Annotated in this window: 13 protein-coding genes and 1 pseudogene; 2 read left to right on the top strand and 12 right to left on the bottom strand. The window is 69.1% G+C overall.

Annotation, left to right across the window (positions count from 1 at the left end):
• Positions 1-12 precede the first annotated feature (12 nt).
• Positions 13-969, bottom strand: coding sequence for an alpha/beta hydrolase (locus PGB34_RS16420; RefSeq protein ID WP_271429191.1), 957 nt, complete (start codon positions 967-969; stop codon positions 13-15).
• Positions 970-1,182: 213 nt separating this feature from the next.
• On the opposite strand from PGB34_RS16420, the gene PGB34_RS16415 reads away from it, so the two are divergent.
• Positions 1,183-2,319, top strand: coding sequence for an iron-containing alcohol dehydrogenase (locus PGB34_RS16415; protein WP_271429190.1), 1,137 nt, complete (start codon positions 1,183-1,185; stop codon positions 2,317-2,319).
• Positions 2,320-2,332: 13 nt separating this feature from the next.
• Here the strand turns inward: PGB34_RS16415 and pcaF are convergent.
• From pcaF to badH, 10 genes and pseudogenes are all read right to left on the bottom strand, one after another.
• A pseudogene (gene pcaF / locus PGB34_RS16410) lies at positions 2,333-3,538 on the bottom strand (3-oxoadipyl-CoA thiolase).
• A 43-nt stretch (positions 3,539-3,581) separates the two neighbouring features.
• Positions 3,582-4,514 carry an electron transfer flavoprotein subunit alpha/FixB family protein gene (locus tag PGB34_RS16405; RefSeq protein ID WP_271429189.1) on the bottom strand — a complete coding sequence of 311 codons (933 nt, stop codon included), beginning with the start codon at positions 4,512-4,514 and terminating at the stop codon, positions 3,582-3,584.
• A gap of 22 nt (positions 4,515-4,536) precedes the next feature.
• Positions 4,537-5,286: an electron transfer flavoprotein subunit beta/FixA family protein gene (locus tag PGB34_RS16400; protein WP_271429188.1), complete on the bottom strand. Its 750-nt coding sequence runs from the start codon at positions 5,284-5,286 to the stop codon at positions 4,537-4,539.
• Between the two features lie 28 nt (positions 5,287-5,314).
• Positions 5,315-6,475 (bottom strand): acyl-CoA dehydrogenase family protein, encoded by a 1,161-nt coding sequence (locus tag PGB34_RS16395; RefSeq protein WP_271429187.1) that lies wholly within the window; start codon positions 6,473-6,475, stop codon positions 5,315-5,317.
• 17 nt (positions 6,476-6,492) lie between these two features.
• On the bottom strand, positions 6,493-7,269 hold the full coding sequence (locus PGB34_RS16390; RefSeq protein ID WP_271429186.1) for an enoyl-CoA hydratase-related protein: 777 nt from the start codon (positions 7,267-7,269) through the stop codon (positions 6,493-6,495).
• Between the two features lie 23 nt (positions 7,270-7,292).
• The gene (locus tag PGB34_RS16385; RefSeq protein ID WP_271429185.1) at positions 7,293-8,288 is read right to left on the bottom strand and encodes a Bug family tripartite tricarboxylate transporter substrate binding protein; all 996 of its coding nucleotides are present in this window, start codon (positions 8,286-8,288) and stop codon (positions 7,293-7,295) included.
• 55 nt (positions 8,289-8,343) lie between these two features.
• Entirely contained in the window at positions 8,344-9,987 is a 1,644-nt protein-coding gene (gene aliA, locus PGB34_RS16380) for a cyclohexanecarboxylate-CoA ligase (RefSeq protein WP_271429184.1), read from the bottom strand.
• Between the two features lie 72 nt (positions 9,988-10,059).
• Positions 10,060-11,217 carry a cyclohexanecarboxyl-CoA dehydrogenase gene (gene aliB / locus PGB34_RS16375; RefSeq protein ID WP_271429183.1) on the bottom strand — a complete coding sequence of 386 codons (1,158 nt, stop codon included), beginning with the start codon at positions 11,215-11,217 and terminating at the stop codon, positions 10,060-10,062.
• A gap of 13 nt (positions 11,218-11,230) precedes the next feature.
• Positions 11,231-12,013 (bottom strand): 2-ketocyclohexanecarboxyl-CoA hydrolase, encoded by a 783-nt coding sequence (badI, locus tag PGB34_RS16370; RefSeq protein ID WP_271429182.1) that lies wholly within the window; start codon positions 12,011-12,013, stop codon positions 11,231-11,233.
• A gap of 40 nt (positions 12,014-12,053) precedes the next feature.
• Complete coding sequence (gene badH, locus PGB34_RS16365; protein WP_271429181.1) at positions 12,054-12,821, bottom strand: 2-hydroxycyclohexanecarboxyl-CoA dehydrogenase; 768 nt, start codon at positions 12,819-12,821, stop codon at positions 12,054-12,056.
• A 127-nt stretch (positions 12,822-12,948) separates the two neighbouring features.
• On the opposite strand from badH, the gene PGB34_RS16360 reads away from it, so the two are divergent.
• The gene (locus PGB34_RS16360) at positions 12,949-13,473 is read left to right on the top strand and encodes a MarR family winged helix-turn-helix transcriptional regulator (RefSeq protein ID WP_271429180.1); all 525 of its coding nucleotides are present in this window, start codon (positions 12,949-12,951) and stop codon (positions 13,471-13,473) included.
• On the opposite strand, the gene PGB34_RS16355 is transcribed toward PGB34_RS16360, so the two are convergent.
• Positions 13,470-14,393: a LysR family transcriptional regulator gene (locus PGB34_RS16355; protein WP_271429179.1), complete on the bottom strand. Its 924-nt coding sequence runs from the start codon at positions 14,391-14,393 to the stop codon at positions 13,470-13,472. The two genes, PGB34_RS16360 and PGB34_RS16355, sit on opposite strands and share 4 nt — an antisense overlap.
• Positions 14,394-14,538 lie beyond the last annotated feature (145 nt).

Raw genomic sequence — 14,538 nt, 5'->3', positions numbered from 1 at the left:
TGTCTTGATTGCTCAGGCGTTCAGGGCCGCGCGCAGGGCCGCGGCCATGTGCGCATGGGCCTGCAGGGCTTCGGGCACGGCACGGCCCATCTTGACGAACTCGTGCACCACGCCGCGGTACAGCTCCAGATCGACCGGCACGCCGGCCGCGCGCAGCTTGTCGGCGTACTGCAGTCCCTCATCGACCAGCGGATCGCATTCGGCCAGCCCGACCCAGGCCGGCGCCACGCCGTCCACGTCCTCGGCATTGAGCGGCGCAAAGCGCCAGTCGTCGCGCTGCGCATCGTCGATGTACTGGGCGAAGAACCATGTCACCAGCGCGTCGGTCAGCACGGGGCCGTTGGCAAAGCGGCGGTGCGAATCGGTGTCCTGCCGCGCCGTGGTGCCGGGGTAGATCAGCAGTTGCAGGGCCAGCTTCAGCGCCGCGTCGCGCGCGAGGATGGCGCACACCGCCGCCAGCGTGCCGCCCGCGCTGTCGCCGCCCACGGCCAGGCGCGTGCCGTCCAGGCCCAGGGCGCTGGCGCCCGGGCCGGCCAGGTGCTGCAGCGCGTCCCACGCGTCGTGTACGGCCGTGGGAAAGCGGTGCGCCGGCGCGAGCCGGTAATCCAGCGAAACCACGGCGATGCCCGCATCGCGTGCCAGCACGCGGCACAGGATGTCGTGCGTGGCCACGCTGCCCACGGTGAAGCCGCCGCCATGCAGGTACAGCAGCACGGGCAGCACGTCGTTCGAAGGCGCGTAAAGGCGCGCAGGCAGCGCCGTGCCGTCGCGCGCGGGGATACGGATGTCCTGCGCGCGCGCCAGTTCGGGCTTGGGCACTTCGAGCACGGCCGCGCCTTTTTCGTAGGCGGCCTTGGCCTGCTCGGGCGTGAGCTGGTGCAGCGGCGGATGGCCGGCGCGCGCCATGCGTTCGATCACGCCAGCCATGCGCGGCGTCAGCGCGGGCCGGGGCGGCGGTGCGATCTTCATGGCCGGCCTCCGGGGCTTTCGACCCCCTTGCCTGTCACCAGTGTTGCAGCGGCGACAGCGCCAAGGGTTTTGAAGCGGTACATGGGCAAGCAGGCTTTGTTAGATTGAGCGCCTTGCATCCTAGTGCAGTGCGCCGGCTACCGCCGTCACGGGGTCGTCTGCGCTGCCTGCCGCGCCAAAGCGCCTCACTTCGCCCCAATTCGCCTCACTTCCATGGCCCTGATCAACTACCTTACCCAGATCCAGTTCGACTTCGGCGCGGTGCGCCTGTTGGAAAGCGAATGCGCCCGCATCGGCATCACGCGCCCGCTGGTGGTCACCGACGCGGGCGTGCGCGCCGTGGGCATCCTGCAGAAGGCGCTCGATGCGCTGGGTACGCTGCCGGTCACGGTCTTCGACCAGACGCCCTCCAACCCGACCGAAGCCGCCGTGCGCGCCGCCGTCGAGCTGTACCGCAGCGGCCAGTGCGACGGCCTGATCGCCGTGGGCGGCGGTTCGGCCATCGACTGCGCCAAGGGCGTGGCCATCGCGGCCACGCACGAAGGGCCGCTCAAGACCTACGCCACCATCGAAGGCGGCTCGCCGAAGATCACCGACAAGGTGGCGCCGCTGATCGCGGTGCCCACCACCAGCGGCACGGGCAGCGAAGTGGCGCGCGGCGCCATCGTGATCGTGGACGACCATCGCAAGCTGGGCTTCCATAGCTGGTTTTTGATGCCCAAGGCCGCGATCTGCGACCCCGAACTCACGCTGGGCCTGCCGCCCAGGCTGACGGCCGCCACGGGCATGGACGCCATCGCGCACTGCATGGAAACCTTCATGGCCCCGGCCTTCAACCCGCCGGCCGACGGCATCGCGCTGGACGGCCTGGAGCGCGCCTGGGCGCACATCGAGCGCGCCACCCAAAACGGCAGCGACCGCGATGCGCGCCTGAACCTCATGAGTGCCAGCATGCAGGGCGCCATGGCCTTCCAGAAGGGCCTGGGCTGCGTCCATAGCCTGAGCCACAGCCTGGGCGGCGTGGACCCGCGCCTGCACCACGGCACCCTCAACGCCCTCTTCCTGCCCGCCGTGATCCGCTTCAATGCCGGCGCCGAATCGGTGCAGCGCGAGCTGCGCCTGCAGCGCATGGCCCGCGCCATGCACCTGGACCAGCCCGGCGACATTGGCGAGGCGATCCGCGACATGAACGCCCGCCTGGGCCTGCCTCGGGGCCTGGCCGAAGTGGGCGTGACCGAAGACCTGTTCGACAAGATCATCGACGGCGCCATGGCCGACCACTGCCACAAGACCAACCCGCGGCTGGCTACGCGCGAGGACTACAGGGAGATGCTGGCGGCATCGATGTGAGCGGCCTGGCCGCTCAGACTTTCTCCAGCACCACCGCAATGCCCTGCCCCACCCCGATGCACATGGTGCACAGCGCATAGCGGCCGCCGCCGCTGTGCAACTGGTTCACCGCCGTGGTGGCCAGGCGCGCGCCGCTGGCGCCCAGCGGGTGGCCCAGCGCGATCGCGCCGCCGTTGATGTTCACGCGCGCATCGTCATCGGCCAGGCCCAGCAGGCGCAGCACGGCCAGGCCCTGCGCCGCAAAGGCCTCGTTGAGTTCGATCACGTCGATCTGGTCCAGCCGCAGCCCCGTTTGCGCCAGCACCTTCTGCGTGGCCGGCGCCGGGCCGATGCCCATCACGCGCGGCGCCACGCCCGCCGTGGCCATGCCCACGATGCGCGCGCGGGGCCTGAGGCCATGCCGGGTGGCCGCCGCCTCGCCGGCAATCAGCAGCGCGCAGGCGCCGTCGTTCACGCCGCTGGCGTTGCCCGCCGTGACGCTGCCGCCCTCGCGCACCACGCCCTTGAGCTTGGCCAGCGCTTCGAGGCTGGTGTCGCGCGGGTGCTCGTCCTTGTCTACGACCAGCGGATCGCCCTTCTTTTGCGGGATCTGCACGGGCACGATCTCGGCATCGAAGAAGCCGCGCTTTTACGCCGCCACCGCGCGCTGCTGGCTGGCCAGGGCCATGCGGTCCTGCGCCTGGCGCGCGATGCCGTGCTCGGTGGCCACGTTCTCGGCCGTCTCGGGCATGGAGTCCACGCCGTACTGGGCCTTCATGAGCCGGTTGACGAAGCGCCAGCCGATGGTGGTGTCGTACACCGCGTTGGCGCGGGCGAAGGCCGTTTCGGCCTTGGGCATGACGAAGGGGGCGCGGCTCATGCTTTCGACGCCGCCGGCGATCATGAGCTGCGCCTCGCCCGCGCGGATGGCGCGCGCGGCTGAGCCAACGGCATCCAGGCCCGAGCCGCACAGGCGGTTGATGGTGGCGCCGGGCACCTCGATGGGCAGACCGGCCAGCAGCGCCGACATGCGCGCGACGTTGCGGTTGTCTTCGCCGGCCTGGTTGGCGCAGCCGTAGAGCACGTCGTCCACGGCCTGCCAGTCCACGCCGGGGTTGCGCGTCATCAGCGCGCGGATGGGCAGCGCGCCCAGGTCGTCGGTGCGCACGCTGCTCAGGGCACCGCCGTAGCGGCCGAAGGGGGTGCGGATGGCGTCGCAGATGTAGGCGTCCAGGGGCATGGCGGCAAGCAAATGGGTGGAAGCGATCGGGGCGCGGAGGCCCTCACAGGCCCTTGACCAGCTCCGGCACGGCCGTGAACAGGTCCGCCTCCAGGCCGTAGTCGGCCACGCTGAAGATCGGTGCTTCCGGATCCTTGTTGATCGCCACGATCACCTTGGAGTCTTTCATGCCGGCCAGATGCTGGATGGCGCCCGAGATGCCCGCCGCGATGTACAGCTGCGGCGCGACGATCTTGCCCGTCTGGCCCACCTGCAGGTCGTTGGGGGCGTAGCCCGCATCCACGGCCGCGCGGCTGGCGCCGATGGCCGCGCCCAGCTTGTCGGCCAGCGGGGTCATCACTTCATTGAACTTCTCGCTGGAGCCCAGTGCGCGGCCACCCGAGACGATGATCTTGGCGGCCGTCAGCTCGGGGCGGTCGCTCTTGCTCACTTCGCGGCCCACGAAGGCGCTCTTGCCGCTGTCGGCCACGGCGTCCCTGGTTTCCACCGCGGCGCTGCCACCGGTGGCGGCTGCGGCGTCAAAACCCGTGGTGCGCACGGTGATGACCTTCTTGGCGTCTGCGCTTTGCACGGTGGCAATGGCGTTGCCGGCGTAGATGGGGCGCTCGAAGGTGTCGGCGGCCACGACTTTGGTGATGTCGCTGATCTGCGCCACATCGAGCCTGGCGGCCACGCGCGGGGCCACGTTCTTGCCGCTGGCGGTGGCCGGGAACAGGATGTGGCTGTAGTCGCCGGCGATGGCCAGCACTTGCGCGGCCACGTTCTCGGCCAGGCCGTCGGCCAGGCTGGCGCCTTCGGCATGGATGACCTTGGCCACGCCGGCGATCTGCGCGGCGGCCTTGGCGGCTTCAGCCGCGTTCTGGCCGGCCACGAGGATGTGGACATCGCCACCGGCTGCCGCTGCGGCCGTGACGGTGTTCAGGGTGGCGGGCTTGATCGACTGGTTGTCGTGTTCTGCAATGACGAGTGCGGTCATGTCTGTGTTCCTTCCTTCGGCCTCAGATGACCTTGGCTTCGTTCTTGAGCTTGTCCACCAGGGCGGCGACGTCGGGCACCTTCACGCCTGCACCGCGCTTGGCAGGCTCGACCACCTTGAGGGTCTTCAGGCGCGGCGTGACATCCACACCCAGCTCCTCGGGCTTGACGGTATCGAGCTGCTTTTTCTTGGCCTTCATGATGTTGGGCAGCGTCACATAACGCGGCTCGTTCAGGCGCAGGTCGGTGGTGATGACGGCGGGGGTCGACAGGCTCAGGGTTTCCAGGCCGCCGTCGACTTCGCGCGTGACGTTGACCTTGTCGCCGGCCACTTCCACCTTGCTTGCGAAGGTGGCTTGGGGCAGGTCCGTCAGGGCCGCCAGCATCTGGCCGGTCTGGTTGGCGTCGTCGTCGATGGCCTGCTTGCCCAGGATCACCAGGCCGGGCTGTTCCTTGTCGACCAGGGCCTTGAGCAGCTTGGCCACGGCCAGGGGCTGCAGCTCTTCGGTGGTTTCGACCAGGATGCCGCGGTCGGCGCCAATGGCCATGGCCGTGCGCAGCGTTTCCTGGCACTTGGCGTCACCGCAGGAGACGGCGATCACTTCCGTGACCACGCCCTTTTCCTTCAGGCGCACGGCCTCTTCCACGGCAATCTCGTCGAAGGGGTTCATGCTCATCTTGACGTTGGCGATGTCCACGCCTGTGCCGTCCGACTTCACGCGGACCTTCACGTTGTAATCCACAACCCGCTTGACGGGGACCAGAACCTTCATGGCATCACTCCTTGCTTCATCTATTCATTCATGCCGCACGCTGCAGCTCGCGCCCGATGATGAGCTGCTGCACCTGCGTCGTGCCTTCGTACAGGCGCAGCAGCCGGGCGTCGCGGTAGAAGCGCTCGACCGGGTATTCATTGATGTAGCCGGCGCCGCCATGCACCTGCACGCCCCGGTCGGCCACGCGGCCGAGCATCTCGGTGCAAAAGAGCTTGGCGCAGGACACGCGCATCGACACGTCCGGGTCGGACAGCTCCGGGGCCTTGAGGTCGAAGGCCGCCGCCACCTCGCGCACCAGCGCCCAGCCGGCCAGCAGCTCGGCCTGGCTGTCGGCCAGCATGGCCTGCACGAGCTGGAACTCGCCGATGGGCTTGCCGAACTGCCGGCGCTCGCGGGCGTAGCGTGCCGAATCGTCCAGCACGCGCCGGGCCATGCCGCAGGCCACGGCAGAGATGTTGAGCCGCCCGCGGTCGAGTACCTTCATCGCCGTCTTGAAGCCCTGGCCGGGCACGCCGCCAATGATGTTCGCGGCCGGCACGCGGACGTTTTCGAGCACGACATCGCAGGTCTTGGTGCCGCGCTGGCCCATCTTCCGGTCGTTGCGGCCCAGCTGGATGCCGGGCGCATCCGCGGGCACGATGAAGGCCGAGACCCCGGCCGCGCCCGCGCCGCCCGTGCGCGCCATCAAGGTGAAGGCGCCGGCACGCGGTGCATTGGTGATGAAGCGCTTGGTGCCGTTGAGCACGTAGTGGTCGCCGTCCGGCTCGGCCCGGGTCTTGAGCGAGGAGGCATCGGTGCCCGCGTCGGGCTCGGTCAGCGCGAAGGACATGATCAGCTCGCCGCTGGCCACCTGCGGCAGGTACTCGCGCTTCTGCTCGGCGGTGCCGTCCATCAGGATGCCCTGCGAGCCGATGCCGATGTTGGTGCCGAACACCGAGCGGAAGGCCGGCGCGGTCTGGCCAAGCTCGTGGTTGACCAGCACCTCCTGGCTGACCGACAGGCCGATGCCGCCGTATTCCTCGGGGATGGTCAGGCCGAACAGGCCCATCTGCTTCATGCGCTCGATCAGCTCGGCGGGCACCTCGTCGTGTTCCTCGAGGTGGTTCTCGGCCGGCATCAGCTGCTCGCGCACGAAGCGCTGCACCGTGGCCAGCAGGATGTCAAAGGATTCGGTGTCAAGCGCCATGCGGGTAGCTCCGTGGGTCAGCGATGCAGGAAGTTGGGCGCGCGCTTGCCCAGGAAGGCGTGCATGCCCTCGTGTGCATCGGCGCTGGCAAAACGTGCGTACAGCGCGCGGCGCTCGAACAGGATGCCCTCGTCCAGCGCACCCTGGTCGGCGCGGTTCACGCATTCCTTGATCGCCATCAGCGCCGGCAGCGAGAAGCCGGCGATGCGCGTGGCCAGGGCCAGCGCAGCATCGAGCAGTTGTTCGTCGGGCACCACGCGCGAGACCAGGCCGTAGCGGTCGGCCTCCTGCGCCGTGAGCGCACGGGCCGACAGGCACATGTCCATGGCCTTGGCCTTGCCGATGGCGCGCGGCAGCCGCTGGGTTCCGCCCGCGCCGGGCAGCATGGCCAGCTTGATCTCGGGCAGCGCGAACTGCGCCGACTCCGCGGCGATGACGATGTCGCAGCCCAGGGCCAGCTCGCAGCCGCCGCCCATGGCGTAGCCCGCCACGGCCGCCAGCACGGGCTTGCGGACCTGGCGCAGCGTCTCCCAGTTGCGGGTGATGAACTGGCGCTCCTGGACCTGCATGCAGTCCCAGTCGGCCATGGCTTCGATGTCGGCGCCTGCCGCGAAGGCCTTGTCGCCACCGGTGATGACGATGGCGCCGATGGCCGGGTCGGCATCGAAGCCCAGCAGTGCCGCGCCCAGCTCGTCCATCAGGGCGTCGTTCAGGGCATTGAGCTGGCGCGGCCGGTTGAGCGTGACCAGGCCCACGCGGGCCTCGGTGCGCACGAGGATGTTCCGATAGTCCATGAGGGCTGGGCCTTCGCGCGGCGTCAATCTACCGAGATGTTCTGTTCCTTGATCAGCCGCGTCAGCAGGGCCGACTCGCTGCCAAGCAGCTTCTTGAACTCCGCCGTGGCCATGGGCGCCGGCTCGGCGCCAAGGTCTGCATAGCGGCTTCGCGTGGTCGGGGCGGCCAGGGCTTTGGCCAGCTCGCGGTTCATGCGCGCGATGGTTTCGGGCGGGGTGCCGTTGGGCGCCCACATGCCAAACCAGATGTCCAGGTCGGCGCCCGCGAAGCCCTGTTCGGCCACCGTGGGCACGTCGGGGAAGAAGGGCGAGCGCTGCGCGCTCACCACCCCCAGCAGCTTGACCTTGCCGGTGCGGATGTGCGGAAAGGCGATGCCCGGATCGCAGACGAAATCGGCCTGGCCGGCCATCACGTCCTGCAGCGCGGGCGCGGCGCCCCGGTAGGGCACGTGGGTGATGGCAGTGCCGGTGGCCAGCTTGAACAGCTCGCAGGCCAGGTGCGGTGGCGTGCCCGCGCCTGCCGACGCGTAGGACATCGAGCCCGGCCGCGCCTTGGCCAGGGCCACCAGCTCGCGCGCATCCTTGGCCGCCATCTGCGGCTTGGCCACCAAGTACATCTGCGTCTTGCCCACGCCGCCCACGGGCGTGAGGTCGCGCGAGGGCAGGATGTTGGACTTGAACAGCGAGGGGTTGGCCGTCTCGACCGAGGTGGGCGCGATCAGGAAGGAGTAGCCATCAGGCGCCGCGCGCACGACTTCGCCGGCCGCGATGTTGCCGCTGGCGCCGGGCTTGTTGTCGATCACCACCGGCTGCCCCAGCGATTCGCCCAGCGACTGCGCCAGGATGCGCGCCATCACGTCGGTGCTGCCGCCCGGCGCGAAGCCCACGACGATGCGGATGGGCTTGGCGGGCCAGTTCGCGGCCTGCGGCGCCTGGGCCTGCGCCAGGCCGCCAAGGCCCAGCAGCCCAAGCGCCAGGGCCATCCGGCGAACCGGCTTGCGGATGAGGGAAAGGTTCATGCTTGTCTCCGTCGTTGTGTATGTCGATCACCAAACAAATGCGCAGGTCGCGCTTTCAGGCCAGGCCGTCGCGCAGCATCTCGCGCAGCTTGAACTTCTGGATCTTTCCCGAGGGGGTGGACGGCAGCGTTTCGCGAACGATCAGGCGTTCGGGCACGTACTGGATCGCCACCTTCTGCGACTTGAGGAAGGCCTGGATCTGCGCCAGCTCGATCTGCTGGCCCGGCCTGGGGACCACCACGGCGCAGGCGCGCTCGCCCAGGCGCTCGTCGGGGTAGGCCACGATGGCCGCCATGGCGATGGCCGGATGGCGGTACAGCAGCGACTCGATCTCGACCACCGGGATGTTTTCGCCGCCGCGGATGATCACGTCCTTGCTGCGGCCCGTGATACGGACGTAGCCGCGCTCGTCGATGCGCGCCAGGTCGCCGGTGTCGAACCAGTCCTCGGCATCGGTGCCGTTGAGATGGGGCCGCTGCAGGTAGCCGCCGAAGTTGGAGCAGGCGCGCAGCAACAGCCGGCCCGGCTGCCCGGGCGGCAGGCTGCGGTCGTCGGCGTCCACCACCTTGAGTTCCACGCCCGGCAGCGGGCAGCCGTCGGTGCTGAAGGAGCGCTCGTCCTCATCGTCCAGCTTCGTCAGCGTGACGGCGCCGTTCTCGGTCATGCCCCAGGCCGAGACGATCTTGGCGCCCAGCGCCGCGCGCGCCTGTTCCACCAGCGCGCCAGGGATGGGCGCCCCTGCGCACAGGAAGGTGCGCAGCGTGGGCACGCCCTGCCCGCTTTCGGCCACCGTCTTGGCCAGGTCGGTCAGGAAAGGTGTGGAGGCCATCGTGAACGACACCTGGTGCGCGCGGATCAGCTCGATGGCCTTGTGCGGCGCCCAGATGTCCTGCAGCACCGCGCTGGCCTTGAGCATGATGGGCATCATCAGGCCGTACATGAAGCCGGTCTGATGCGCCATGGGCGAGGCCATCAGCACCACGTCCTCGGCGTCCAGCTGCAGCCGCTGGGCGTAGGGAATGATGTTGGCCATGACCGTGTTGGCCGAATGCATGACGCCCTTGGGCTCGCCCGTGGTGCCCGAGGTGTAGATCAGCTGGGTCACGTCGTCGGGGCCTGGGCGGCTGCCGGTGAGCACCTGCTGCGCGTCGGGCTCCTGCTCCCAGGCCGGGCCGCTGAGCAGTGCCTCGAAGCTGTCGGGCCCCTGCCCGTCCACCACCACCACGCGCTGCAGGTCGGGCAGGCTGGGCTTGAGCCCGGCCAGCATGGCCTCGAAATCGAAGCCGCGGAAGGACTTGGGCACGATCATGACTTTGGCCTGGCCGTGCTTGAGCATGAAGGACAGCTCGCGCTCGCGGAAGATGTGCATCAGCGGGCTCATCACCGCGCCGATGCGCGAGCAGGCCAGGTAGGTCACCGTGAACTGCCACCAGTTGGGCAGCTGGCAGGCCACCACGTCGTTGCGGCCCACGCCCAGGCGCGACAGGCCCACGGCCACCCGGTCGGCCATGCGCGCCAGTTCGCGGTAGGTGAAGGCGCGCGTGTCGCCCGCCTCCACTCGCACAGCGGTCAGCGCCAGCTTGTCGGGGCAGGCTTGCAGGCAGGCCTGCAGGTCGTCATTGATGGTGCGCTCGTGCCACAGGCCCTGGGCGAGCATGCGCGCACGGCGCGGCGGCAGCAGAACTGCGTCGAAATCCATGGTGTTGTCTCCTTTTTTCCGGGGTGAGGCCGAGGGGCCGGCCTCGCCTGCCGAGGGGCCGGCCGCTTCGCTTCAGGCCGGCACGAACTTCCGGCCGGCGCGCGTGCGCGCGATGATGGTTTTCATGATCTGTGCCGTGCCGTCGCCGATCTGGAAGCCCAGCACGTCGCGCAGGCGCTGCTCCATCAGGCCGCGGTCATAGCCACCGTGGCCGTAGCAAAGAAGGCACTGGTGGATCACGTCGTAGGCCAGCTTCGGGCCCCACCACTTGGCCATGCCGGCTTCGGCGGTGTGCGGCAGGCCGCGGTCCTTGAGCCACAGGCCCTGCAGGCACAGCAGGCGCGCGCCCTCGACCTCGGTGTCGTACTGGGCCAGCGGGTGCGTCACGCCCTGGAAGGCCGACAGCGGCTGTCCGAAGGCCTGGCGCTGGGTGATGTATTCCCAGGTCTCCTCCAGCGCCACGCGGGCCACCGCCAGGCACTGCAGGCCGATCAGCGAGCGCGAGAAGTCGAAGCCATGCATGACCTGCACGAAGCCCTTGTTCTCATCGCCCAGCCGGTGGCTGACGGGCACGCGCACGTTCTCGAAGAAGATCGAGCCGCGGCCGATGGCGCGCTGGCCGTGGCAGTCGAAGCGGTTGGTGCTCAGGCCCGGGCTGTCCATGGGCACCAGCAGGGCCGTCACGCCGTGCGCGCCGTCTTCGGGCTTGCCGGTGCGGCCGAACACCACCGTGATGTCGGCCTGGTCGGCCGCGGAGATGGAGGTCTTCTCGCCGTTGATGACGTAGAAGTCGCCATCGCGCTCGATGCGCAGGCGCAGGTTGGCCGCGTCGGAGCCGCCGCGCGGCTCGGTCAGCGCGATGGCGCAGATCGCCTCGCCGCGCGTGAGCTTTTGCAGCCACGGGCCGACGACCGCCGGGTCGCCGTAGCGCGAGAGGATCTGGCCGTTGAGCGAAGCCAGCAGGTTCAGGTAGGAGAAGCTCAGGTCGGCGCGCGCGATTTCCTCGTGGATCACGCCCGCGGCCAGGCAGCCCATGCCCAGGCCGCCGAACTGCTCGGGCAGCTCGGGGCAGATGAAGCCCAGCTCGCCCATCTCGCGCAGCAGCGCGCGGTCGAATTCGCGCGTCTTGTCCCGCTCCAGGAAGCCGGGCGCCACGCGCTCCTGGGCAAAGCGCCGGGCCGTTTCGGCCAGCGCCTGCAGGTCTTCGTCGACGTAGGGGTTCGGGTTCATCGCGGCGCCCTGCTCACTTGGCGTACTTGCGGAACTCGGGCTTGCGCTTGTCCTTGAGCGCGGCCACGCCCTCGCGCGATTCCTCGGTGTCGTAGTACAGCTTGAGCGCGTACATGCCCATGCCCGCGATGCCGGCCTGGTGCGCCGTGTCCATGTTGAAGCTGCGCTTGGCGATGGCAATCGCCGTCGGGCTGCGCTCGCAGATGGTCTCGGCCCATTCCTGCACGGTGGCGTCCAGCTCTTCGGCCGGCACGCAGATGTTGGCCAGGCCCATGGCCACGGCCTCCTGGCCCGAGTAGCGCTTGTTCAGGTACCAGATCTCGCGCGCCTTCTTCTCGCCCACCACGCGGGCCAGGAAGGCCGTGCCGTAGCCCGGATCGACCGAGCCCATCTTGGGGCCGACCTGGCCGAACACCGCCTTGTCCGAGCAGATGGTCAGGTCGCAGATGGTGCACAGCACGTTGCCGCCGCCGATGGCGAAGCCCTGCACGCGCGCGATCACGGGCTTGGGCACGTCGCGGATGGCGGTGTGCAGCTCCTCCATCGGCAGGCCGATGGTGCCGCGGCCGTCGTAGTTGCCGTCATGCGCCGACTGGTCGCCGCCCGTGCAGAAGGCGCGCTCGCCCGCCCCGGCCAGCACGATGCAGCCCACTTCGCGGTCATAGCCCGCCTTGTTCAGCGCCTTGATGATCTCGTCGCAGGTGGTGCCGCGGAAGGCGTTCATCTTCTCGGGTCGGTTGATCGTGATCCAGGCCACGCCGTTGCGCACTTCGTACAGGATGTCTTCGAAAGTCATGCTCGTCTCCTTGGGTGTAGGAAGGTGGATGGATGCCGGTTCAGCCATGCATGGTCAGCCCGCCCGAGACCGAGACCACCTGGCCGGTCACGAAGCTGGCGTCGTCGCTGCCAAAGAAGGCGATGGCGCTGGCCAGGTCGTCGGGCTGGCCCAGGCGGCCCAGCGGGATGGCGCTGCGGAAGGCTTCGAGCAGCTTGGCCGGGTCGCGCGCGCCCTCGGCCACGCCGGCCAGCAAGGCGGTGTCGGTCGGGCCGGGGCAGACCACGTTCACGGTGATGCCCTGGCGCGCATGCTCGCGCGCCAGCGTCTTGGACAGCGCCACCAGCCCGCCCTTGCAGGCCGAGTACACGGCTTCGCCCGACGAGCCGCCGCGCGCCGCGTCGGAGGCGATGTTCACGATGCGGCCGTAGCGGCGCTCGGCCATGTCGGGCAGCACGGCGTGCAGCATGTGCAGCGCGCCGGTCAGGTTGATGGCGATCAGCCGCTCCCACTCCGCGGGCACCGTCTTCACGAAGGGCTTGAAGACGTCCCAGCCCGCGTTGTTGACGAGCACCTCCACCGGGCCCCATTGCGCCTTGATGGCCGCCACGCCGGCATCAACGCTGGCGCGGTCGGTGATGTCCACGCGCAGCGCCAGCGCCTCACCGCCGGCTTCGCGGATCTGCGAAGCGACCTTCTCGGCCGCATCCAGGTTCAGGTCGAGCACCGCCACGCGCGCGCCCTCGGCGCCCAGGCGCAGGCAGGTGGCGCCACCGATGCCGCCGCCGCCGCCCGTGACCGCGACGGTCTTGTGTTGGAATCGCTTCATCTCATCTCCTTGGCTTGTCAGGGCTGACCCTGGGGTGTCGATCGGGAACTCGATTGAGTCAATATGTTGACGTAAATTCTAGGCATCGCATCGCCACCGGGCAAGCGCAAGAAAGCAGGCAAATCTCATGGTTGACCCTAATAAAGAGAGCAATTCAGCGCGACTTGAACTGGCCAACAGGCTGTTCTTTAGACTCTATCAATGCGCAAACATGTTGCATAAAACAGGCTCCCGCGCCGTGGAGGCGGAAGGCCTGACCACCCAGCAGTGGGCGGTGCTGGGCGCGCTCTCGCGCGAGAAGGCGCGCGACGGCATGAGCGTGGGTGATCTGGCGCGCTACCTGATGGTCAGCCGCCAGAACCTGTCCGGGCTGATCAGCCGGATGGAGCGCGACGGGCACCTGGCCGTGATGCCCGATGGACGCGACCGCCGTTCACGCCTGGTGAGCATGACGGCCTCGGGGCGGCATGTGTGGCATGAGCTGGCCCGGCCCAAGATCGCGGCCTACTACGAGGACATCCTGGGCGACTTCTCGGTCAACGACGTCACCCACACCCTGCACTACCTGCTGAAGATCCTCGAGAACATGCAGCGGCTGGACCAGGACTGGATCGCCGGCCCCTCGGACGCAGAAGGCGGAGACGTTGACTAGGACTGGCCGTGCGTCGGCGGCAGCACGACGTGCGCCACCAGAAAGTCCAGCACCGCCCGGATGCGCGCCGGCAGCCGGCCCGGCTTGCCTAGGTACACCGCATGGATGGGCTCGATGTCCTCGGGGTTGAAGGCTTCCATCACCGGCACCAGCCGGCCGGCCTGCAGGTCGGCATGGATGTGATAGATCGACAGCCGCGCCAGGCCCACGCCCTGCAGCGCCAGGTGCCGCAGCGTGTCGCCATCGGAGGCGCGCACGTTGCCGATGATGGGCATGTCCACGGCCTTGCCCTCGATGCGCAGCGGCCAGTCGGGCGCGCGGCGGCGGTAGTTGCTGCCCAGGCGGTTGTGACGCTCCAGTTCCTCGCGCGTGGTCGGCGTGCCGTGCTTTTGCAGGTACTCGGGCGAACCCACGATGGCCTGGCGCGTGTGGCCCAGCAGGCGCGCCACCAGGTCTGAAGGCGGCAGCTGGCCCCAGCGGATCGCGATGTCGGCGCGCTCGTCCATCAGGTCGACCACGCGGTCGGTCAGGCTGATGTCCAGCGTCACATGCGGATGCGCGGCCAGGAAGGCAGGCAGCAGCGGCAGCAGCACGATGTGGCCGAAGCTCACGCTGGCGTTCAACGACACGCGCCCGCGCGGCAGCGCCCCGGCGGCGGCGCAGCGCTCGGCCTCGTCCAGGTCGGCCAGCACGCGCACGCTGCGCTCGTAGAAGGTCTGGCCCTCGGGCGTGAGCAGCAGCTTGCGGGTGGAGCGATGCACCAGTTGCGTGGCCAGGCGCGCCTCGAGCCGGCCGATGAGCTTGCTGATGGCCGAGGGCGTCAGGCCCAGCGCGCGCGCCGCGGCCGAGAAGCCACCGCGGTCCACCACCTGCACGAAGGCTTCCATTTCACCGGAGCGGTTGATGTCGAGGCGTGGCATGGCGCGGGCAGTTTAGGGCCTGTTAACGCTATTTCAGGGGTCGCGAAGCTCATCCCAGCCCGCCCATCAAGGCGCGCGACGCCGTGCGTGCATGTGCACGCACAAGGAGCGCAACGCCGAGGGGCGGGCTGCGATGAGCTTCCCT

Source organism: Xenophilus arseniciresistens (assembly GCF_028023875.1).
GTDB lineage: Bacteria > Pseudomonadota > Gammaproteobacteria > Burkholderiales > Burkholderiaceae_C > Xenophilus > Xenophilus arseniciresistens.
Note: the sequence above shows the minus strand (reverse complement) of the source record. Positions and strands in the feature narration are given on the sequence as shown.